Below are 21,614 nucleotides of genomic sequence, written 5' to 3'. Positions count from 1 at the left end.
CTGGTACGGCGTGCAAAGCCTGAACGAATTGGTGGGGAGTGCAATGAGGATCGCAATTCTGCGGGGATTCTGATTGGCGGTCGCGCCATGCACGGTGAGCATGTGGCGCGCAAGCCGTCTGTCATCGCTTCTGATGACGACGCGCCGAGGGCGATCACCTAGTCTCGCGCTGTAGCCCTGGGAGAAACGTCATGAAGTCCATCAGCGCAACTTACGCCGCGATGTTCTCTGTCTCCATGGCGTTCGTCGCATCCGGGTGTCACGAGCTCGGCAGCCCACCGGTGGTGCTGCCGGCCAAGGCGGCGGGCGACCAGGTGGCGCAAGGGCAGCCTGTCGCCTACATCGGTGACGTTTTCTCGGAGGCCGAGAAGGCGCTCGCGGCCCTCCCCAGGGGCGAGCCGGAGCCCAACCCGAATGGAAACTGACACGAGGCGTGCCGTGGCGCGGATGCTCGATCAGATCGGCGCCAGGCCCGGCCCATAGCGATCCAGCTTGAGGGTTTTCATGAGGGCCGCAAAGCGAGGCTCCGATCGAAGGGGGGCCCAGTGCGGATCGTCCTTCAGAAAGATCATTCGGGTGTCTCGCGTCCTGAATCCTTGCTCCAGTTCCGCAAGCGCCGGCGCCGTCTCACCCAGCGCGGCGTGCAACGATGCGATTGAAGTCGGCGTGACGTACCGCGTCTTCGATTCCGCCAGCAGCTGGTTCAGGATCCGTCGGGTCTCTTCGGCTTCACCGAGACGTGCCAGTTGCACGCCCAGCACGGACCGGGGCCGGGTGGTGCCGTCGGACAGCGCCACGGCCCGCCGGATGGCCGCGATGCCCTGGTCCGGATGCTGCTCGGCCATGTGCAGCAAGCCGAACGCCAGATGGGTCAGCCACAGGTTCGGCGCAATCTCAAGCGACCGGTTCAGCCTCGCCCGAGCCTCTGCCAGCTGCCCGTTGGCCAGCAAGCAACTCCCTTCCACCGTGTGGAACATCGGGGACATGGGGTCGAGCGACCGCGCCGTGCGCTGATGAGCGAAGCCCTCGGCGAGGCGATCCTGGCTCAGGAGCAGGGTTGCCAGGCCCCAATGCCCGGCCGCCGTGTTGGAGTTGATCGCGAGCGCGCGGCGATACGCCTGCTCGGCGCCAGGCCAGTCGAAATCGAACCAATGGCGGCTGAAGGCGAGGCCGGCATGGGCATCCGCCAGATCGGGGGCCAGTGCCAGCGCACGCCGTAGCGCTGCGTTTCCCGGCTCGAAGACCTCCGAGGCCAACGCATCGGCGATCCATATCTTGCGGCGGTAGAGATAGGCCAGTTCCACCCAGGCCAGCGCATAGGCAGGGTCGATGCTGAGCGCCTGGTTGAGCAGCGCGATGCCTTTCTCGATTTCGGCGGCTCGGCCACCCCGAGCCTGCCACCGGGCAGCCACGTAGAGCTGATAGGCCTCCATGTCGCGCGTGCCGCCGATCTCGGACAGTGGGGGTGCGGCGCCGACTCCCGGGCGCAGCACCGGCAGCAACGCCTGCATCACCCGGTTCGAGATCTGATCCTGCACCTCGAAAACGCTCGTGAACGTCTCGTCGAATCCGCCGCTCCAGGCGGCGACGCCATCGGACGCGTGCAGCAGGCGGGCGGTGGCGCGCACCAGATCGCCACGTCGCTGCAGCGAGCCGTCGACGATCCAGGCCACCTCGAGTTCCCGCGCGGCACGCACCGGGTCTTGGCCTGCGCCGGCATAGCGCAGCACGGAGCCGGTCGAGCGCACGACCAGCCCGGGCACGGTGGAGAGCCTGGCGATCAGGCTGTCGGCCATCCCGACTTCCAGCAGTTCGTCCCGGTTGGTCGCTTCGAGCGGTTTGAAAGGCAGGACGGCGAGGGTGGCGATGGAGGCTGGCTCGAGCGGCGGGCGGTGCCAGGCCCACCAACCGGCGCCGCCCAAGGCGATCGCCGCGCCGGCCCCCAGTGCCAGGCGCATTCGGCGGCGCCGTGCGGGATCTGCAGGAGGCGAACCGGGCGCCGGCGCAAGCGCCTCGTTGTTCGCAGCGGCCTTCGCCGTGTCGGCGTCGGCCGGCCTGACGACGGGCGCAACGAAGCGGAACCCGCGCCGAGGCACGGTCTGGATGAAGCGGCTGCCCTGGGTGTCGTCGCCCAGGGCCCGCCGCAAGCCCGCAACGACCTGGCTCAGGTTGTTTTCCTCGACCACCAGGCCAGGCCAGAGCGCCTGCAACAGGAGCTCCTTGTCGAGCAACTCGCCCGGATGCTCGACGAAGAACAGGAGGGCGCTGAACAGGCGCGGCGTGAGCTCGACCACCGTGCCGTCGCCGCGCAGCACCCGCTGCTGCGTGCGTTGCAGCACGAACCCGCCGAACTCGTAGGCGTCTGGGTCGAACATGGCTGAATTTCAATCTTTTTCAGGAATCTTTCAAGAGCTGCTTCGTGACGCGGGCGCTGAAAGCGGCGAAGGTGCAAGGCGCTGGTCGGCGTTGCCGGCCAGGCAGCCCTCAACGCCTGGAGGCAGTCATGATCAAGCTCCTCGAACGCCTCAAGCGCCTCAGGCCCCAAGCCCTCTACACGTTCACCCTCGTGAGCACATCGGTCGCCGTGACCATGATGCTGATCCAGACGTGCAGCGGCGGCGGGGCCGGCTTCGGGAACGCCTTCGCAGCCCCAGGCGCCGGGGGGCATCCGGCCAGCGCGACGGACCCCATCGTCGGCGTCTGGGAGTCGACGGCCGCCGCCAAGGACTGCCACACGGGTGCCGTGCTGACCCGCTTCAAGGGGTTGTCCGTGTTCAACAGCGGAGGCACGGCGTCGTTCGAGAGCTCTCGCCCCGCTGCCACCGGAACCTCCGGACTGGGAATCTGGCAGCGCGAGACCGGCGACAGTTACAGCTTCACTCTGGTGCTCATGCGTTTCAACCCCGACGGCACGTTCGCCGGAACGCAGAAGGCCAAGGGAACCCGCACCTTGTCTGCCGATGGGAACAGCTTCACCAGCACGGTAATCGGTCAGATCATCGACCCGGCGGGCAACGTGGTCTCGTCGACTTGCGCGACGGATACGGGTTCGCGCGTGGGGTGGTAGTCGCACGCCGGAGAGAAGAGGCCCGCATGCACATCAGGTTGCTGTGCCCTATCCGAACTGGACACAGCGCATGCTGAGCGTCCCGGACTGGAAGCCTTCGTAGATGGTTTGCGCGCGCTCCCCGGTGCCGGCGGCGCCCAGGGGGTACAAGAAGGGGTAGTAGTGGTCGGGCGTCGCAACGGCCACCGAAGCGCCTGCTAGCTTGCTGAAGTCGAACAGGGCCTGCGGGAAGCCCCCGAAGTCGTGGATGAAGCTTCTCGGGCGGTTGCAGGTTGCCCGGCTCGGTCGGCGTACCCACTTCCTTCAAGGGCGTGCGGTGCCGTATGTGAAGTCGTCAAAAGCGGTCACGCTGTCGGCCTTGGTCCACACGCCCACGGCGCCAGGTCCGGTGATGTGGCTGTCGTCGAGATCGATGTAGCGCTTGCCGTCCAGGAACACCGCGATCCGCGTTCCCCCGAACTCGACCCTGAGCGTGTGCCACGTGCCGGCCGATACAGGCGCATCGACGTACCTCAACGTTTTCCGGCTGCCTCGCTCGGTGTAATACAGCGAGACGTTGTTTTCCATCGCATTGGCGCGCGCGACGTAGTAGTTGTCGCCGTCCTTCCATCTCCAAACCAACCCACCTGCCTGGTCTTCACGGCCCGAGATCGGCTCGAACTTCACTTCGACGAAGCCGTCGGCGAGCGCGCTCCCGCTCTTCACGCACCATGGAAAAGTGCCGCTACCCGACTGCTTCAGCACGTTCGGCTTGCTGGGGGCGCTGCGGTCAGCCGTCACCGCCCAGTGCGGGTTCCCGCCGCCGGTTGAGCCGCACGCCCACCCGGCTGGAATTGAACCCACTGGATCGTTGTCAAAGTTGGAGGCTTGCGCGCCGGCGAAGGTCGACGCGAGCGAGGCCACGAGGGCAATCGACGTCTGCTTCATCTTGACTCCTCTTTCACTCACGGATGGGTTAGCAACGGCTGCACCAAAAGGCCGATCAGCGCCGCGGCAAGCACAATCACCGGCTCGGGCAGCTTCTTGAAGCGCCAGAGGATGCCCACCGTGGCGATCGCCAGGGCAGCAGTGATCCAGTCGGTGATCGAGCGTTCCCCGATGACGATCACAGAGCCCGAGATCGCGCCGATCGCCGCAGCCGTCACCCCGTCGACGAAAGCAATGATCGCCGGCCGCTTGCCATACTTCTTGAAGTACGGCGCCGGCAAGATGGTGAAAAGATAGCAGGGCACGAAGGTCCCGACCGCAGCCACGACCGCGCCCCAGAAGCCTGCGACAAGGTAGCCGATGAAACCCGTGGTGATGACCACCGGACCGGGTGTGATCATCGCCACCGCCACCGCGTCGACGAACTGCCGGTCAGTGAGCCAGCTGTACTCCTTGACCACGCCGCCATAGAGAAACGGCACGATGGCCAGGCCGCTGCCGAACACGAAGCTGCCGGCATACGCGAAGTACGCGCCGATCTGGCCCAGCTTGGGCCAATCGATCGCGTCGAGCGCGAACAAGCCGACGATCGGCGCGGCGAAGCTGTTCACATTGCCGCCGAACCAGGTCTTCGGTGGCGCTCGCAGCAGCCACACCAGCACACCGGAGCCGAGGACCATCCAGACCATCTCGGTCTGCGTGATCGCTGTGAACGCCGCGTTGACGACAAAGATCGCCCATTTGAGCTTGTCCTTGCCGATGTTCTTGGTGGTGAGCTTGTAGGCGCTGATCGTGATGATGCCGATCACCGCCGCGCCGACACCATAGAACACCGCCTGCATCCAGCCGATGCCGCCGTAGGCGACGTAGACCGCGCCCAGTGCCACCACCATGAAGAACGAGGGCAGAACGAAAGCCAACCCCACCAATGTCGCACCGAGGACGCGGTAACGCACAAACCCGAGGTAGATTGCCAGTTGCGCGGCCATCGGCCCGGGCATCAGTTGGGCGAGGGTCAAGCCTTCCTTGTAGTCGGCCTCGGAAATCCACCCGCGTTTCTCGACCAGGTCGCGGTACATGTAGCCGACGAGCGCCACCGGCCCGCCAAACCCCCAGGTACCCAGGCCCAGCATGTACCGCACCAGCTGCCACACGGTGTAGCGTGCCGACCCCGGAATATCGGTGCGGGCTTCGGGAGCGATGTCGTTCATTTGGCGTTCTTCTTCAAGGTTTGACTCGCGCAGCCTCGCGTCCAAAGTGCGCATACAACGAATCCAGGACGCCGCCTATCTCGGTGAGAAGGGCGTCGTCGTCGGGCAGGCGCTCGCGCGCACCGGCAAGCACCGCTTCGAATCCGGCGCCTTCGGCCACCGGGCCCGCGCCCATGTCCAGCGAACGCACCATTGCGCCCATGCGCATCAGGGCGGGGTCCTCCTCGAGCCTGAAGCTCGCCAGCAGGGTCTCGAAAGTGACCCGTTCTCCGACGTGGGTGAAGGCGGCGCCGTCGAAGTCGAAACCGAGCGCCTTGCGCGGGCAGTCGCTCGTCTTGGCCAGCCACTGGAAGCGCGCACCGGGATCGATGAAGCGGCGAATCAGCCAGGCGCTGGCGACTCGGTCGACCCACAGGCGCCGTCGCGTGGCCCACAGGCGGCCCTGGTAGTCGGCGATGTTCAGGCGCGGAATCTGGCCCTGGATTTCGTGTGGTTCGTCCGGAGACAGCACGCCATCGATGCGCTGGTTGAAATCCACCCACGTGGCTTCGGCTTCGAGGCTCGCCTCGCCGGGGAAGAAATCCGTGGCAACGAGCGCTTCGTAATCACGGCGCAGCTTCTTTTGCAGGCGCGTCAGCTCTGCGACGCCCAGCGAAGGCAAGGTCGCCGCAGCCTCCTTCCAGGCCTTGATGAGCGCGATGTAGTCCGCGCTTCGGTCGAAAAGTTGAGGGTAGGCGCCGGCATCGGCGGGGTTCGCCGGCGCAGTCACCAGGAGCCAGGCGCTGCCGCCTTCGCGTACGCATTCATCGGCAAGCTCCTGCAGGGCGTCTCGATGCGTCGCATCGTCGGGCAGCAGGTAGGCCCCATCGCGCAGCGCGGCGCACCCCAATGCCTTCAGTGCCCGCCAGATCCGCATGCGCGCTGTCGCGCCCTGCGTCGGCAGCGAGACGATCAGCAATAACCATTTGGCGGAATCGACGGGAGCTTCAGACGATGTCATGTAGCGAATAATACATTTACGTCTCTAACTCTACAAAAGTAGCCATATTGCCAAAAATGAGAAAAAACCCTTTGCCTCGTCCGCGCCTCGGTTTCGCGCGTCTGTTGCCGTCCGGGGTCGATGCCGGCGCCGTCCCCATGCTGGCGGCCAGAGCCCTGCGCGCCTTCGGCGACGGCTACATGGCCGTGCTGCTGCCGGCCTACCTGCTCTCGATCGGGCTTGGCACGCTGGAGGTCGGCATTGTCAGCACCGCGACGATGCTGGGATCCGCCCTGGCCACGCTCGCGGTGGGCGCATGGGGGTACCGCTTCGCCAGCGGGAAACTGCTGCGCGGCGCGGCCCTGTTGATGGCGGCCACGGGCCTGGGCTTCGCGAGCCTGTCGTCGTTCTGGCCTTTGCTGATCGTCGCGCTCGTGGGCACGCTCAATCCCAGTTCAGGCGACGTGAGCGTTTTCCTGCCGCTGGAGCACGCCCGCCTGGCCGGGGCGGCGCAGGGCCATGCGCGGACCGCGCTGTTCGCGCGTTACAGCCTGGTCGGCGCGTTGTGCGCTGCATTGGGGGCACTTGCGGCCGGCGTGCCGGACTGGCTGGTTCGGCACACCGGGCTTGCGCGCCTGGACGCCCTGCGCGGCATGTTCCTGATCTATGCCGCGATCGGCCTGGCCGTCCTCTGGCTCTACCGAGTTCTGCCGGCGCACGATGGGTCGAGAAGCGCCGCCAGCGTGCCCGTCGCGCCGGCACCTCTGGGTCCCTCGCGGGGTGTCGTCGTGCGACTGGCGGCCCTCTTCAGTGTCGACGCTTTCGCAGGAGGACTGACCGTCAACGCCCTGATGTCCTTGTGGCTGCTGGAGCGCTTCGGCTTCTCACTGACGCAGGCCGGGGTGTTTTTCTTCTGGACCGGCTTGCTGAGCGCCGCTTCCCAGTTGGCTGCGCCGCTGGTCGCCAAGCGCATCGGCCTCCTGAACACCATGGTCTTCACGCACTTGCCGGCGAATGTCTGCCTGGTGCTGGCGGCCCTGGCGCCCAGCCTGCCGATCGCGCTGGGCTTGCTCATGGTCCGCAGCGCCTTGTCGTCGATGGACGTTCCCACGCGCACGGCCTACGTCATGGCCGTGGTCACGCCCGCGGAGCGCAGCGCCGCCGCGAGCTTCACGGCCGTGCCACGCAGCCTGGCGGCGGCGATCAGCCCGACGCTGAGCGGAGCGATGTTTGCCGCCGGGTGGATCTCGTTGCCACTCGTCGCATGCGGCCTCCTCAAGATCACCTACGACCTGACGTTGTGGCGCGCCATGCGGCGCAGCCGGCTCGAGGGGCAGTGAATCGCCCGTCGGCGGTCAATCGGTCAAACGCTCGAAACTTCGCGCATTGCGACTGCCGGCCGGATCATCACGCCCGCGGCGCTTCTTCCGGCAGCCCCGCCATGCGCAGGCCTTCGGTCAACAAGTCCAGATCGGCTGCGCGCCTGTAGGCTGCGATGGCCCGCACCGAGGCCATCGAGAATCCGGGACTGATGCGCCAAACCTCCGCCAACGCCTCTTGCGCCAGGGTGTCCTCCCCCAGCTGGCCGTGGCACGCGGCGAGAAAGAAATGCGAGGACAGCGATTCAGGATTGTGGGCGATGCTTCGCTTGATGAACTGCACGGCATCCTTGAAACGACGCATCAAGAAGCAGGCGTGGCCGATGTAGAGGGTGTAGTAGAAGGGATGGAACGGGTTGAGGCGCTTTGCCTTTTCGATCAACTCGGCCACTCGCTCGGGCTGGCCGGCGAAATTCAGGATGCCGGCGAGGCTGCCGTAGGCCTCGGCGTTGCCCGGCTCGATCTCGGTCCATCGCCTGGCGGCGTCGACAGCTTCGTCGTGTTGCCTCCTGAAGAGAAGGACGCTGGCCAGTGCCTCGTAGACCAGGGGCAGGCCTGGATCGAGCCTCTTGGCCAACTTCGCCAGTTCGAAGGCCCGCTCCAGCGCGCCCGATGAACCGGAGAACCAATCGTGCAGGTAGGTCAGGGCGAGACCCGCATGCGCTTGCGCATAGCCCGGGTCGAGTTCGATCGCCTTGTCGTAGTGCAGCCGCGCTGCGGCGTTGCCTTCCTTCGTGAACAGGCGATATTGCTCGCGCCCGCGCAAGACGCAATCGTAGGCTTGCGGGTTCCCGGTTTCCAGGCGCGAGGTCGCCGTGCTCGTGGTCTCGGTGAGCCTGATCTCGAGGGCACGGACGATCTGTTCGGTGATGTCGTCCTGCACCGCGAAAATGTCGGCAAGCTCCCGGTCGTAGCGTTCAGCCCAGACATGACCGCCCGTGTCGCCGTCGATCAGCTGCGCGGTCACCCGCATCCGCTGCCCCGACTTGCGGACGCTGCCTTCCAGCACGTAGCGCACTCCGAGGTCGCGGCAGATGTCCTGGATCTTGGCGGCCTTCCCCTTGTAGGTAAAAGTCGAATTGCGTGCAATGACGAACAGCGCGGGGATGCGGGAGATCTCGGTGATGATGTCCTCGCTGATGCCATCGGCGAAGTAGCCCTGCTCCAGGTCGCCACTCATGTTGGTGAAGGGCAGCACGGCGATCGACGGCTTGTCGGGCAGGGGCAAGACGATGTCGCCAACGGTCAGCGAAATCCCGGCCGCCAAAGGCCCGCCGGGCCGGCTCGGCGCGTCGCCTGGAGGGCGGGCCCGGTAGGCACGGACGGGATCGGCGATGTTCTTGACCGCCTGCTCGCCCTGGTCCTCGAAGCTGGCCGCCACCTTGCCCTTGACCGCGTGAAGGATCGAATCCGACAGCGTGATGCCGCCCGGCTCGGCCAGACCCTGCAGTCGCGCCGCGATGTTCACGCCATCGCCGTACACCGTCCCGTCGGCCTTCTCGATCACGTCGCCCAGGTGCACGCCGATGCGAAAGTGCATGCAACGGTCTTCGGGCAAGCCGGTCGCGAGCCCCGCCAGGTCGCGCTGCGCCGCGAGTGCCGCCGTGACGGCACCCGCGGCGCTGTCGAACACCGCCAGCACCGAATCGCCGGCCGTATCGATCACGCGTCCGCCATGCAAGGCGATGTGCTCGCGGAATACCGCGCGCGCGGCGTCAAGCGCCGCAACGGTGCCGCGCTCGTCAAGCGACATCAGGCGCGAATAGCCTGCTGCGTCCGCGGCCAGGATGGCCAGAAGGCGACTCCGCAGGTCCGGGGTTTGCATGCGTACATTGTGGCGGATCGCCTCGCTCGCGCGGCCCCAACCGGGCGAAAATCGGTCATGCGCAAGCCCGCCTTCCTTTGCCACCCGATTCCTTAAGCTCTCGTGCTCCCCACCGAACTCAAGGGCTTCATCCTCACTCGCCGCTGGCGTGATGTCACGGCCGGCACCGAAATCGAGTACTGGCTGGCAACAGATGCGGGGCCGATGAAAGTGGTCCTGACCGCCCAGACCTCTGTCGCGTTCGTCGAATCGAAGCACAGGGCGGCCGTCGAAGCGCACCTTGCCGCCATGCCAGCGGTGCAAGTGCGTGAGCTTGAGTTGAAGACATTCCATCAGGAACCTGTCGTTGGTGTCTATGCGAGGCACTTCCGCCAACTGGGTCAGCTGGCACGCGCTCTCCGGCCACAGGGCATTCCCCTGCTCGAAGCAGACGTGCGCCCGCACGACCGCTACCTGATGGAGCGATTCATCACGGCTGGCGTGCTGGTGGAGGGAGGGAGGGTCGACCGCTCCACCATCGTCGACTGCAAGCTGAAGCCCGCGCCGGATTTCCGGCCGGTGCTGAAAGTGGTGTCGCTGGACATCGAGACGAGTCAAGACGAGGAGCTCTATTCCATTGCGCTGGACGGGACAGTTGACCGTGTGGTCTTCATGCTGGGCGAGCCGCCACGTGAGCCGGGCGAGCCCTTGGACTTCTCGCTCATCTATTGCCCGACGCGCATGGCCATGCTGGAGAAGCTCGACGACTGGTTCGAGAGGAACGACCCGGACGTCATCATCGGATGGAGCGTCATTCAGTTCGACCTGCGAGTGCTTCAGAAGGCAGCCGACGCGTGTGGGGCGAAGTTCCTTCTCGGGCGAGAGCGTCGGCCCATCGATTGGCGGACCCATCCGGGAAAGCAGGGCTACCTGTTCGCGGCCGTGCCCGGCCGGGTGGTCATCGACGGCATCGATGCACTCAAAGCCGCGTCGAGGAGTTTTCCTTCCTTCAGCCTGGAGGCCGTTTCACAGGAACTGCTGGGCGAGGGCAAGGCCATCGGCGATGAGTACGACAAGATGGCCGAGATTGAGCGGCGGTACCAGGAAGACAAGCCCGCGCTCGCGCTCTACAACATCCGGGACTGCGAGCTGGTTCTGCGCATCTTCGACAAGGCGAGGCTGCTGGAGTTCATGATGGAACGCGCCCACACCACGGGCCTGCAGGCCGATCACTTCGGTGGCTCCATTGCCGCGTTCAGCCACCACTATCTGCCGCGGATGCATCGCCTGGGCTACGTGGCGCCGAACGTGGGCGAGATTCCGAGCAAGGCCTTTCCTGGTGGGTACGTGATGGACTCGAAGCCGGGGTTCTACGATTCCGTCGTGGTCCTGGACTACAAGAGCCTCTACCCCTCGATCATTCGAACGTTCCTGGTCGACCCTGTGGGCTTTGTGGAAGGCTCGAACGCCAGCGACCCGGCAATGGTCATCAAGGGTCCGCGAGGGACCTCGTTCTCGCGCGAGAAGCATTGCCTGCCGGAAATCGTGACCACCCTCTGGCGGGCTCGGGACGAGGCCAAGCTGGCCAGGAACGAGTCGCTGTCGCAGGCCTTGAAGCTGCTCATGAACTCCTTCGCCGGAGTGCTGGGTGCGGCCGACTGCCGCTTCTTCAATCCCCAGGTCGTCTCTGCCGTCACGTTGCGTGGGCACGAGATGATGAAGCTCACGCGCGAATTCGTGGAGAACCGGGGTTACGAGGCTATCTATGGTGACACCGACTCCATCTTCATTTGGCTCAGGCGCACCCACACCATCGAGCAAGCGCACGCCATCGCGGCGAACCTGGTGAGAGACATCAACGACTGGTGGACGCGCACCCTCCGCGAGGAGCACGGGCTGGAGAACTTCCTCGAAATCGAATTCGACACCCACTACAAGAAGTTCTTCATGCCCACCATTCGTGGCTCGGACGTGGGCAGCAAGAAGCGCTACGCAGGCCTGAGCGTGGACGCTACGGGCAAGGAGGAGATGGTCTACCGCGGCTTGGAGATGGCCCGCAGCGATTGGACCCCGTTGGCGCGCCAGTTCCAGGAGGGTCTGCTTTCGCGCATCTTCCACGGCGACCCTTACAAGGAGTTCGTGACCGACTATGCGCAGTCGATGCTGGCTGGCCGGATGGACGACCTTCTCATTTACAGGAAGCGCCTGCGTCATCAACTCGATGCCTACCTGGTCAACGTGCCGCCGCAGGTCCGCGCCGCACGCATCGCCGACGAGTACAACGGTCGGGTCAACCGACCCAAGCAGTATCAGAAGGGTGGCTGGATTCGATACGTCATGACTCAAAACGGGCCGGAGCCAATGGAAACGCGCCATTCCCGCATCGACTACGAACACTACCTGACCAAGCAGCTGCAGCCGATTGCCGACGCCATCCTCCAGCCGATGGGGGAGAATTTCATGGCCCTGACAACCTCACAGCAAAGTCTTTTCTGAACGTCTCCCCAGGTCTTGAATCTTCCGTCGGGAGGACAAGTCTAGTAGCCAGACTCAGCCTCCTGCGCTTTTCGTTGAGCGAGTGCTTGGCGTCACAGTTGTGATTTCCGGCCTGTTCGCAACCGGGGCGTACGCCCAGAATCCTCCTGGCGCATCGTCGCAGGAACAGGTGATCACCAACACCAAGCCGCAGGAGCGCGCGCAGGGCAAGGTCGATGCGCGGCCGCAGGGAGAGGTGAAGAAGCAGGGCGGCGACGAGGCGGGATCGGCCCAGAGCGATGCCATCGGCACTGGCAAGGCGGCCGCAGCCGGCGAGGCGCGCGCCACCGCGCGCGAGAAGAGCCAGCCCAACAAGAAAGCCGCCAAGCAGGGCGGTACGCCGGACATGCCGGGGGCCAAGTAGAGCGAAGGTGAGGGCGACTTCGCCGCTTGCCTGGCTGTAGCCCACTGTCAGGCCATGGGGGAGGGTCTGGACGGCTCTGGGCCCTGAACGAACCTTCTCTCACCCCCCAAAGCTGACGGTGAATCGCCGGTTGCTCGCCGGCGCCACAGGCTTTGGCATCACGGGGAACGTCGCCCTTGTCGGGGTGCCTTGCGACAAGCGGCTGTCAGCCGGGTAATTTCTGCATGTGCGGCACCTCCGGTTTGGCGCAGAGGCACGTGGGAATCAGTACCCGCGCGCCGGTCCAATCTGTGGTGCACGCACGGGCTTGGCCATTCCGTGGAACACCGTGACGCCGTCGCCGCCACACAGCGTCGATAGCGCTTCCTCGGCATTTTCGAAACAACTCGCGATGATCTGCCAATTGTCCATCACCCAGACGTCCCCCGCCGGGCCGATCCCGATGTCCGTCTCCATCTGCAGTCCGCCGCCCACGTATCCGCCTGGCGGCGAGATCGGATCGCCTGTCTTCATGCCAGGAGGGCAGTTCTCCGTCTTGGCACCGCAGAGATGAGTGATCCGGCCCGACGCACCGGCAAAGTTCGAAATCCAGACCGTGTCGTCGCCGGCGACCGCGGCGGCCCAGGGTCCGGGCAGGTTTTCACCCTTGAAAGGAGAGCCGGGATACTCCGAGCCGTCGGGCCGCAACAGCGTGACGCTGCCACCATTCATGCCACCCTTCTGACCGAACATGATGTAGGTAAGCTCCTTGTCGAAGTTGCCGCCGGTCTTCAAGACAATGCCCACCTTCGCCAGCTTTTCGAGGCCCGTCGCCCCGCTCCCGAGGCGGTTGGTCACCCAGACATTGCCCTGACTGTCGATGCCCAGACCGGAAACGCTGTAGCCCACCTTGAATTTCTCGGCCTTGCTCGGATCGCTAGCCGGGAAACGAACCACATCGTCACTGGCGCCGTTGCCGACCCAGATCCGGTCTTGTTGGTCGATGGCCAGATGGAACGGACTTCTGAACGACTTGCAGGGTTCTGCGCTGGCTCCCTCGCAAACGAGGCGGCCCTTGGTCAAGTCGCCTTTCGGGAAATGGACTAGCTGGTTCTTCTCCACCCCAAGCGCCCAAACATCGCCGCTCGGCGTGACGATCACGCCCTGCATCAGGCCGAGCTTGCCTCCGAAGGTGATGCCTCCCGGCGGGGTCAGCGGGTTGCCGTTCTTGTCCAGCACCTTGATCGCCCTGCTGGCGTAGGTCGTGAACCATGCGTTGTCCTTGGCGTCGATGGCCGTGCCGAAGCCCGGGCCACCGATGCCGTCGCCGCCCGTGAACCCGGTGGGGCTCGGCGACAGCGGCTTGCCGTTCGGATCGAACTTGGTGGCGTTGCCCTGCCAACTCACGTCCTGTGCCTGCCAGCCGACCGTGAAGTTATTGCCGACCCACAGATTGCCTTGGCTGTCGAACATTCCCTTGCCGCCCGCGCGGAAGCCCCCGCCCGTGTATTTGAGCGGAAGTACCCAGGCGCTCGGCGAGAAGTTGAGATAGGGCATGTACGGAACCACACGCATGGCCATGCCCTTCGGCACGGGATAGAAGGCGTCGAGCAATGCGAACAGCCGCTTCGGCTGATACCAGGAATAGCGCGCAATCGCCTCGGCCGCCGCCAGCGTGTCTGCCGGCGCCGCACCCTCGGGCGGGGTCGACGCATCGAAAAGCCTAGGGCAGGCATCGGCCGTGACGCGCGTCACGCAACCCGCGAGCAGATTCGCCAGCGTTGCGAAATTGGCCATCGTGGGCGTCTGGCCGCCGTTGAGCGGATCCTGGATCGTGCCGCCCCATCCGCCTGTGGAGAGGTCGACGAAGCTGGGCACATTGCCTGCCGCGATCTTCAGGCCGAGCGCATGGCCCCTCAGGTTGGTACCGTTGAGAAATTGCGCGTTGGTCCATACCGAGGCGACCGTGGTCATCTCGTTGATCGTGACTCTCGGGGGCGCCTTGGCACCGAGGATGGTCACCAACGCGATCGCGGGGTTCGCGCTCGCCTCCTTACTTGTTTTCGGCTGTCCGCCCTGCGCGACCATGTAGAGACTGGAGCCCGACGCGACATTGGGGGGAACCGCTATCTTGAAGCGGCCGTCTGCCCCGGTTCTAGCCTGCGCGAGTTCGACCGGCTGGCTGGCGCTCGCTGCCCACAGTGTGACGGTCGAGCCGTTGATCGGGGCGCCGCCGCCAAGGACCTGGCCATCGACAGTCTGGGCGGCTGAAGCCGGTAGAGCCGAAACCAAGCCGATCGCGACGGTAAGGAGTGCGCCGCACCGAAGGCGCGATGCAGTGCGCGGTTTGCGAATCTTGAAAAGCTTCATATGCACGGCTCCAGGTTTTCAGCAGCGCAACGTCACTGATGAACGAACACAGTATGAAATCGAGATTTGAGATGGAAAGCAATCGAAAGCCAATCCCGGCCGCCACCTATGTCCACGTACGTGCTGCGAAGTCGATGGCAAGCCGTGGTGCTACGTCACAGCCTCTCGCCGGCGTTCTCTCCTGGTTCGAATTGGCTTCGACTGTCAGCTTTGGGAAGTTGAATTCTGGCGCCCAAAGGACCGCAAAGGGCCGCGGATTCAACCGGTCGATGCAGGCGCTCAGCTTGCGGATCGATGTGGCGCGGCATCGTGCTTTGCAGCCACCAGGCAGCGAGCATCGCCACGCGATGCTCGCTGCCGGGATCAACGCCCAGCGCACACGTTCGAGTCGGGACGCCGCGGGCAAATCGATCAGGTGCGTATGGCGTCGTGTCATTCCATGCCCCCCCTCGTTTTCAAGCCGCTTCGTCTTTCCGTCAGGCTGAAGCCGAAATGGCGCTTGTGCCAACGCGAAAACGCGCTGAGCTGCGAGAACCCCAGCAAGTCTGCAACATCGGCGAGGCGACCCTTGCTGCCCTCGAGGTAGCCTTCGGCAAGCTCGGCACGCACTTCGTCCACGAGTGACGAGAACGTTTCTCCACTGCGCGCAAGATGCCGGTGCACCGTCCGGCGATCGACGCCAAGGTGCTGCGCCACCTTGTCGACGCTGCAGCGGCCCAGCGGGAGCATATCGCGCACCAGCCAGCGGACCTTGTCCGCGAGCGTCATGTCCGGCCGCGAGATCATCGCGTCCAGATATTGGCGCGCATAGCGCGCCATGACCGGGTCTGCGGACGGAAGCTGCCCGGCCAGGTCCTCCGCCGCGCAGGCGATACCGTTGAACTCGGCCTCGAAGTCGACGATGCGCCCGAACATGGCGACATGCCGGGTCAGGCTCGCAGGCGCGGAGTGCGTGAAGAGAACACGCCGCGGCATCCACGACGGACCCAGCAGCTCTTGCAAGATGCGAAACAGATAGCCCACGAACAGTTCGATCGCCTGCCGCAGAGGCATCCGCGCCCCCCGCACGATGTCCACCCGAAGGATCACGAGCTTGCCCGCATCCTCGATGCGAATGGAGAGCAGCTCGCTGTGCAACTGCAAATAGCGGCCTAGCGTTTCGAGGGCACGCCGTGCAGTGGTTTCTTCTCGCACCACCAGGCTGAACGGGCCCAGGTTCGACAGGCGCCGCGCCGTGGAAAGCCGCAACCCGAAGTCTTCGACCCCGCTTTCCGCGGCCGAAGTCTCGAGCAGCTTTGCCACCGCTGTCGCATCGATGTGCGTGTCCGGATCCGAAAGGCACGAAGGATCCAGGCCGCACTTGCGCATCTGGCGGTTGGGATCGAGGCCGACCGAGCGCGCCAGTTCGATGTAGCCGCTCAGGGTCGCGCTGCGAATGGTGGAGTGCATTTCTCCGGGGCCGTGAGGGGCTGTTTTGGATGTCCCGAATGGTCATCCAAATGTCCCTTCGGGTCAATCGCCTGGCCTCCGGAAAAACCATACTCAATCCGTCACTCAACGATTCCATACGGAGACAACCATGCAATTTCTCGACGACTCACTCCTCCCCGAAAACCAGCAGCCCCTCGTCATCCAGGTCGCGCCTTACGGCCCGGAATGGATTCCCGCCGACTCCAGCGACATCCCGGTGTCGATGGACGAGCAGGTCCAAAAGGCGGTCGACTGCTACAACGCCGGCGCCACGCTCCTGCACGTCCATGTCCGCGAGGCCGACGGCAAGGGCTCCAAGCGCCTGTCGATGTTCAACGAGCTGCTGGCCCGTCTGCGCGATGCGGTTCCCGACATGATCCTGCAGGTTGGCGGCTCGATTTCGTTTGCGCCCGAGACCGACAGCGAAGCGGCCCAATGGCTGAGCGACGACACGCGCCACATGCTCGCGGAGCTCACGCCCAAGCCCGACCAGGTGACGATCGCGATCAACACCAACCAGATGAACATCTGCGAGCTGTTGACCGCGGACGATGTCGCGAACACGTCCCTTGCGAACCCGGCCTATCAGCAGGCCTACCGCGAGATGACCATTCCCTCGGGCCCCGGCTTCGTCGAGGAACACCTGCGCCGGCTGCAGGCCAACGGCATCCAGCCGCTGTTCATGCTCGGCGACGTCGGGCAGCTCGAGTCGGTCGAGCGACTGATCCGGCGCGGCATCTACACCGGCCCCCTGACCATGAACTGGGCGGCGATCGGCGGCGGCATGGACGGTCCGAACCCCTACAACCTGATGGAGTTCATCCGCCGGGTCCCTGATGGCGCAGTCCTGACCATCGAAAGCATCATGCGCAGCGTGCTGCCCTTGAATGCCATGGCGATCGCCATGGGCCTGCACGTGCGCGTGGGCATCGAGGACAACCTCTGGGGCCGCAAGGGTGAACGCATGACCTCGGTGCAGCAGGTCGAGCAGATGGTGCGGCTTGCGCGCGAAATGCACCGCGAAGTGGCCACCGGCAAGCAGGCCAAACAAATCCACAAGATCGGCGAGCACTACAAGAGCGTCGACGAAACCCTGGCGAAGATCGGCTACGCGCCGAATCGTCAATCCGGCGAACGCGGTGCTCCGCTTCGTCGCGTGGCCTGAGACAGGGAGCGCATCATGGTGAACTCCATCCGACCACTCTCGGGGCGCGTCGCGCTCGTCACGGGCGCAGGCCCGGGCCTTGGCCGCGCATTGGTGCGGGCCCTGGCCGAAGCGGGCGCCAATCTCGTCGTCTGCGACATCGATGAAGCGAGCCTGGCAACGGCGCGCGCCTGCGTCGAAGAGGCAGGCTCGGAATGCCTGACCGTGCGTTGCGACGTCTCGGACAGCGCGGCCGTGCAGCGCATGTTCGCCCAGGCGGCCCAACGCTTCGGCACCGTGCACATCCTGGTGAACAACGCCGCCTTGACGCCCAACCGGCAGGCCGACGACGCTCGACGCAACCGCCACTACACGTACCTCACGACGCCGTTGCCGCGGGAGTCGCTGGAATTCACCAGCAACATCACCGACGAGGAATGGCTGCGCTGGTGGGGCGTCAACGTGCATGGCGTCTTCTATTGCACGCGGGAGGCGCTCAAGCTGATGCAGCCGCAAAGGTACGGCCGCATCATCAACGTCGCATCGCTGTCCGGCATGTCGGGCTTGTCTGCGCACAGCCCTCACTACAGCGCGACGAAGGGGGCGGTGATCGCCTTCACCAAGGCGGTCGCCGCGGAGGTCGCCGGCAGCAACATCTACGTCAATGTGATGGCCCCAGGCGGTGTCCACACACAGGACTTCGACGCGATCCTGCAGAAGATGGGCGAGGAAGGCCGCAATCGCTTCTGGCAACTCGTGCCCGCCGGACGGCTGGGCACCCCCGAAGAGTACGCCGCCACGGTCGTGCACCTGGCGGGCGAGCACTACCTGGTCGGACAAGTCATCTCGCCCAACGGCGGCATGTTGATCTGAGCACGCCAAAGAACATGGAGACAGACATGGAACACGTGAAAGTCATGAAGGGCATTGCCCGCTCCAAGGGGCGGGCCAGCGGCGAGGCTCTCGTCAGTGAAATGCGATTCGGCTGGGGCTACAACACGGTCACCAACGACGGCGGAATCATCGGTGCGTACGAGAACCCGCTGAACGGCCAGTGCGTGAAGGACAAGATCATGGTGTACCCGACCGTGTCCGGCACGACGCTGGGCTCGGTGGGCCTGTACTACAAGTGCCAGGTGTCCAAGGTCGGCCCGACCGGCATCGTCTGCCGCAACGTGCACGACATCGACATCGCCGGCGCCATCGCCGGCGAGATCCCCGCGGTGGACTGCCTCGACGGCGACCCCCTCCAGGAGATCCGCACAGGTGACTGGGTAGAGATCCGCGCCGACGAAGTCGGCAAGGAAGCCACCGTCACGATCACGCGCAAAGCATCGGCCTGATGCCTTGTCCAACCCCCTTTTGAATTGCACGAGGAATACATGAAGCTCGATCGAAACCAGCAGGAAATGCTGGATGGAAAGTTTGGCGAGGCACGGCGCTTCGCGCTGGAAAAGCTGGTGGACTTTGGCAAGGCTGTCGGCGCCGAGGAGATGGTGCCGCTGTCCTTCGTCCTCAACGTCTGTCCGATAGAGATGAAGGACCGGTCGCATCCCGACCTCTCGACCTTCGACATGGGCCACAGCCCGCTGTACGACAAATTCATCGAGATCAAGGATGCCCGCGTCGCCGACGAGAGCAAGACGATCTGCCTGAACGACCCGTATCTCGTCCAGATCGACAAGTACGAGGAACCCGGCTACCCGTGGAATTTCTCGTGGGGCGACGGCAGCTACAAGCTGCCCAAGGACATCTACGACGGCTATGTGCGCGGCCATGACGCGCTGAAGGCGCACGGCTGGATCATGTCGCAGTCGTGCAATTCGCACCTCACCACCCGCACGCCGAGGTACGGCGAGTTCTGCGCCTCCTCCGAGTCCAGCGTCGCCGCCTATCTGAACACCTTCGTCGGCGCGCGCAGCAACCGCGAGAGCACGGTCAACACCGTCTATGCCGGCTATACCGGCTACCTGCCCAAATACGGCATGCTGCTCGATGAAAACCGGCTCGCGAAGGTGATCGTCGAGCTGACCGACGAGGTCAAGGAGAAGATGACCGACCCGGCGGACTGGGCGGCCCTGGGCGCCGTCATTGCCGAAAAGGGCGGCAACCGCATCCCGGCCGTCGTCAACATGCCGCCGCTGCTGAGTCCGACGGCCGGCAAGTGCCTGTCGGGTTGCGTCTCCGCGGGAATGAACGACCCGATGCTGCACATCATCGGCTCGGCCCTGCCCGAGTCGCGCACGCTGGAAGCCGCGTTCGGCGGCAAGGTCCCGGCGAACGTCGAGAAGCACATCGTGACGCTGGACGACGTGCGGGAGTACTACCGAAAGCTCGACTCGGCCAAGACCGACAAGGTGGACATCGTCGTCTTCGGCTGCCCGCACCTGACGTACCACGAGATTCGCCAGATCGCCGGCCTGATCAAGGGCCGCAAGGTGAGCCCGAACGTGCACATGTGGGTACAGACCGACACGCCCTCGTACCACATGGCAAAGGACAACGGCGAGGCCAGGATCATCGAGGACGCCGGCGGAAAGATCTATCACTCCACCTGCATGGGCATGAACCCGGTGCGCACCTGGAGTCACGACCTCAACATCGCGACCAACAGCTTCAAGTACGTCAAGCTCGGCGGCGGCTTCGGGCAGGGCTGGCACTTCGGCGCAGTTCCCGACCTCGTCGACGCGGCCGTGACCGGCCGGTTCGTCTCCACCCGCTGGTAACAGGACAGACACCATGAATGCAAACATGATGCAGCAGCCGCTGCTGATCTCGACGCTCCTCGATCATGCGGAGCGCCACCATGGCGACCAGGAAATCGTCTCGCGCCGCGTCGAAGGCGACCTGCATCGCCAGACCTACGGCGACCTCGCCCGGCGAGCGCGCCGCATGGCCAACGCGCTGGCCGCCAACGGCATCCGCTTCGGCGATCGCGTCGCGACGCTCGCATGGAACGGCTACCGCCACATGGAGCTGTACTACGCGGTGTCGGGATCCGGCGCCGTGCTGCACACGCTCAATCCCCGGTTGCATCCGGACCAGGTCGTGTGGATCGCCGACCATGCCGAAGACCAGGTCCTGTTCTTCGACCTGACCTTCCTGCCGCTGGTCGAGACGATCGCCCCGCGCATGAAAAGCATCAAGGCATTCGTTGCCATGACCAGCCGGGACTTCATGCCGGTGGCGTCGACGATCCCCAACCTGCTCTGCTACGAGGACCTGATCGACGCGCATTCCCCGGAATTCGCGTGGCCGGTGTTCGACGAAAACACCGCCTCGTCGCTGTGCTACACGTCGGGCACCACCGGCAAGCCCAAGGGCGCGCTGTACAGCCACCGGTCCACGGTGCTGCACACCTATGCCAGCGCATTGCCGGATTCGCTCGACTGCTCGTCGCGCGACACGATCCTGCCGGTCGTGCCGATGTTCCACGTCAATGCCTGGGGCCTGCCCTATGTGGCTTGCATGGTGGGCGCCAAGCTCGTGTTCCCCGGCCCATGGATGGATGGCAAGTCGCTGCACGAGCTGTTCGAAGCCGAAGGCGTGACCCTGTCGGCAGGCGTGCCGACCGTCTGGCAGGGTTTGCTGGCGCATGTCGAAGCCAACAACCTGAATTTCAGCACCATGAAGCGCACCGTGATCGGCGGGTCGACCTGTCCGCCGGCCATGATGGATGCCTTCGAGGACAAGTACGGCGTCCAGGTGATCCATGCCTGGGGCATGACCGAGCTGAGCCCGATGGGCGCGCTGGGCAAGCTCAAGGGCAAGCATGCGGGCCTGGACGCGGCGCAGCGCCGGGCGCTGCAGGCGAAGCAGGGGCGCTCGCTGTACGGCATCGACATGAAGATTGCCGATGAGCACGGCGGCGAACTCCCGCGCGACGGCCAGACTTCGGGCGAGCTCATGGTGCGCGGTCCCTGGGTCATCTCCAGCTACTACAAGGGCGAAGGCGGTAATCCACTGGTCGATGGCTGGTTCCCGACGGGCGACGTCGCGACGATCGATGCCGACGGCTTCATGCAGATCACCGACCGCAGCAAGGATGTCATCAAGTCCGGCGGCGAGTGGATCGGCTCGATCGACCTCGAGAACATCGCGATGGCCCACCCGGCGGTGGCGATGGCCGCGTGCATCGGTGTCGCCCACCCGAAGTGGGACGAGCGCCCGCTGCTGGTGGTGGCAAGGAAGCCGGGCGCCGAGGTGACGCGCGACGAGCTTATCGCCTTCTTCGACGGCCGGATCGCCAAGTGGTGGACGCCGGACGACGTGGCGTTCGTCGACAGCATTCCACTGGGCGCCACGGGAAAGATGCTGAAGAACCGGCTGCGCGAGACGTTCCGGGACTACCGGCTGCCGACCGCCTGAGTCCGGCAGGTGCCCAC

Annotated in this window: 18 protein-coding genes; 10 read left to right on the top strand and 8 right to left on the bottom strand. The window is 65.0% G+C overall.

Annotation, left to right across the window (positions count from 1 at the left end):
* Positions 1-191 precede the first annotated feature (191 nt).
* Entirely contained in the window at positions 192-425 is a 234-nt protein-coding gene (locus AC1DYD_RS10875; protein ID WP_478172741.1) for a hypothetical protein, read from the top strand.
* Positions 426-455: 30 nt separating this feature from the next.
* On the opposite strand, the gene AC1DYD_RS10870 is transcribed toward AC1DYD_RS10875, so the two are convergent.
* Positions 456-2,375, bottom strand: a complete 1,920-nt coding sequence (locus tag AC1DYD_RS10870; RefSeq protein ID WP_478172740.1) for a winged helix-turn-helix domain-containing protein — start codon at positions 2,373-2,375, stop codon at positions 456-458.
* Between the two features lie 128 nt (positions 2,376-2,503).
* Between AC1DYD_RS10870 and AC1DYD_RS10865 the strand changes: the two genes are divergently transcribed.
* Complete coding sequence (locus AC1DYD_RS10865) at positions 2,504-3,067, top strand: hypothetical protein (protein ID WP_478172739.1); 564 nt, start codon at positions 2,504-2,506, stop codon at positions 3,065-3,067.
* Between the two features lie 48 nt (positions 3,068-3,115).
* Here AC1DYD_RS10865 and AC1DYD_RS10860 read toward each other — a convergent pair whose 3' ends face one another.
* From AC1DYD_RS10860 to AC1DYD_RS10845, 4 genes are all read right to left on the bottom strand, one after another.
* A complete protein-coding gene (locus AC1DYD_RS10860; protein WP_478172738.1) occupies positions 3,116-3,253 on the bottom strand; it encodes a hypothetical protein in 138 nt (45 codons plus the stop codon).
* 117 nt (positions 3,254-3,370) lie between these two features.
* Positions 3,371-3,994 carry a hypothetical protein gene (locus AC1DYD_RS10855; protein WP_478172737.1) on the bottom strand — a complete coding sequence of 208 codons (624 nt, stop codon included), beginning with the start codon at positions 3,992-3,994 and terminating at the stop codon, positions 3,371-3,373.
* A 17-nt stretch (positions 3,995-4,011) separates the two neighbouring features.
* Positions 4,012-5,205, bottom strand: a complete 1,194-nt coding sequence (locus AC1DYD_RS10850) for a chromate transporter (RefSeq protein ID WP_478172736.1) — start codon at positions 5,203-5,205, stop codon at positions 4,012-4,014.
* 13 nt (positions 5,206-5,218) lie between these two features.
* Positions 5,219-6,205 carry a chromate resistance protein ChrB domain-containing protein gene (locus AC1DYD_RS10845; protein WP_478172735.1) on the bottom strand — a complete coding sequence of 329 codons (987 nt, stop codon included), beginning with the start codon at positions 6,203-6,205 and terminating at the stop codon, positions 5,219-5,221.
* Positions 6,206-6,261: 56 nt separating this feature from the next.
* On the opposite strand from AC1DYD_RS10845, the gene AC1DYD_RS10840 reads away from it, so the two are divergent.
* A complete protein-coding gene (locus AC1DYD_RS10840; protein WP_478172734.1) occupies positions 6,262-7,524 on the top strand; it encodes an MFS transporter in 1,263 nt (420 codons plus the stop codon).
* A gap of 67 nt (positions 7,525-7,591) precedes the next feature.
* Here AC1DYD_RS10840 and AC1DYD_RS10835 read toward each other — a convergent pair whose 3' ends face one another.
* On the bottom strand, positions 7,592-9,667 hold the full coding sequence (locus AC1DYD_RS10835) for an adenylate/guanylate cyclase domain-containing protein (protein ID WP_478172733.1): 2,076 nt from the start codon (positions 9,665-9,667) through the stop codon (positions 7,592-7,594).
* Between AC1DYD_RS10835 and AC1DYD_RS10830 the strand changes: the two genes are divergently transcribed.
* Positions 9,560-11,863: a DNA polymerase II gene (locus AC1DYD_RS10830; RefSeq protein ID WP_478172809.1), complete on the top strand. Its 2,304-nt coding sequence runs from the start codon at positions 9,560-9,562 to the stop codon at positions 11,861-11,863. The two genes, AC1DYD_RS10835 and AC1DYD_RS10830, sit on opposite strands and share 108 nt — an antisense overlap.
* A gap of 169 nt (positions 11,864-12,032) precedes the next feature.
* Complete coding sequence (locus tag AC1DYD_RS10825) at positions 12,033-12,266, top strand: hypothetical protein (RefSeq protein ID WP_478172732.1); 234 nt, start codon at positions 12,033-12,035, stop codon at positions 12,264-12,266.
* A 264-nt stretch (positions 12,267-12,530) separates the two neighbouring features.
* On the opposite strand, the gene AC1DYD_RS10820 is transcribed toward AC1DYD_RS10825, so the two are convergent.
* Positions 12,531-14,615: a hypothetical protein gene (locus AC1DYD_RS10820; RefSeq protein ID WP_478172731.1), complete on the bottom strand. Its 2,085-nt coding sequence runs from the start codon at positions 14,613-14,615 to the stop codon at positions 12,531-12,533.
* A 432-nt stretch (positions 14,616-15,047) separates the two neighbouring features.
* A complete protein-coding gene (locus AC1DYD_RS10815) occupies positions 15,048-16,064 on the bottom strand; it encodes an AraC family transcriptional regulator (protein WP_478172730.1) in 1,017 nt (338 codons plus the stop codon).
* A gap of 130 nt (positions 16,065-16,194) precedes the next feature.
* Here AC1DYD_RS10815 and AC1DYD_RS10810 point away from each other — a divergent pair, with 130 nt between their 5' ends.
* Genes AC1DYD_RS10810 through AC1DYD_RS10790 form a run of 5 tightly spaced genes read left to right on the top strand, consistent with a single transcriptional unit; the run spans position 16,195 to position 21,597 of the window.
* Complete coding sequence (locus tag AC1DYD_RS10810; protein WP_478172729.1) at positions 16,195-17,250, top strand: beta-keto acid cleavage family enzyme; 1,056 nt, start codon at positions 16,195-16,197, stop codon at positions 17,248-17,250.
* A 15-nt stretch (positions 17,251-17,265) separates the two neighbouring features.
* Entirely contained in the window at positions 17,266-18,102 is an 837-nt protein-coding gene (locus tag AC1DYD_RS10805; RefSeq protein WP_478172728.1) for an SDR family NAD(P)-dependent oxidoreductase, read from the top strand.
* A gap of 26 nt (positions 18,103-18,128) precedes the next feature.
* The gene (locus AC1DYD_RS10800) at positions 18,129-18,572 is read left to right on the top strand and encodes an aconitase X swivel domain-containing protein (RefSeq protein ID WP_478172727.1); all 444 of its coding nucleotides are present in this window, start codon (positions 18,129-18,131) and stop codon (positions 18,570-18,572) included.
* 39 nt (positions 18,573-18,611) lie between these two features.
* Positions 18,612-19,955, top strand: coding sequence for an aconitase X (locus AC1DYD_RS10795; protein ID WP_478172726.1), 1,344 nt, complete (start codon positions 18,612-18,614; stop codon positions 19,953-19,955).
* Positions 19,956-19,968: 13 nt separating this feature from the next.
* Positions 19,969-21,597: a 3-(methylthio)propionyl-CoA ligase gene (locus AC1DYD_RS10790; RefSeq protein ID WP_478172725.1), complete on the top strand. Its 1,629-nt coding sequence runs from the start codon at positions 19,969-19,971 to the stop codon at positions 21,595-21,597.
* Positions 21,598-21,614: the final 17 nt, after the last annotated feature.

Source organism: Variovorax sp. P4_B11 (genome assembly GCF_056402355.1).
Note: the sequence above shows the minus strand (reverse complement) of the source record. Positions and strands in the feature narration are given on the sequence as shown.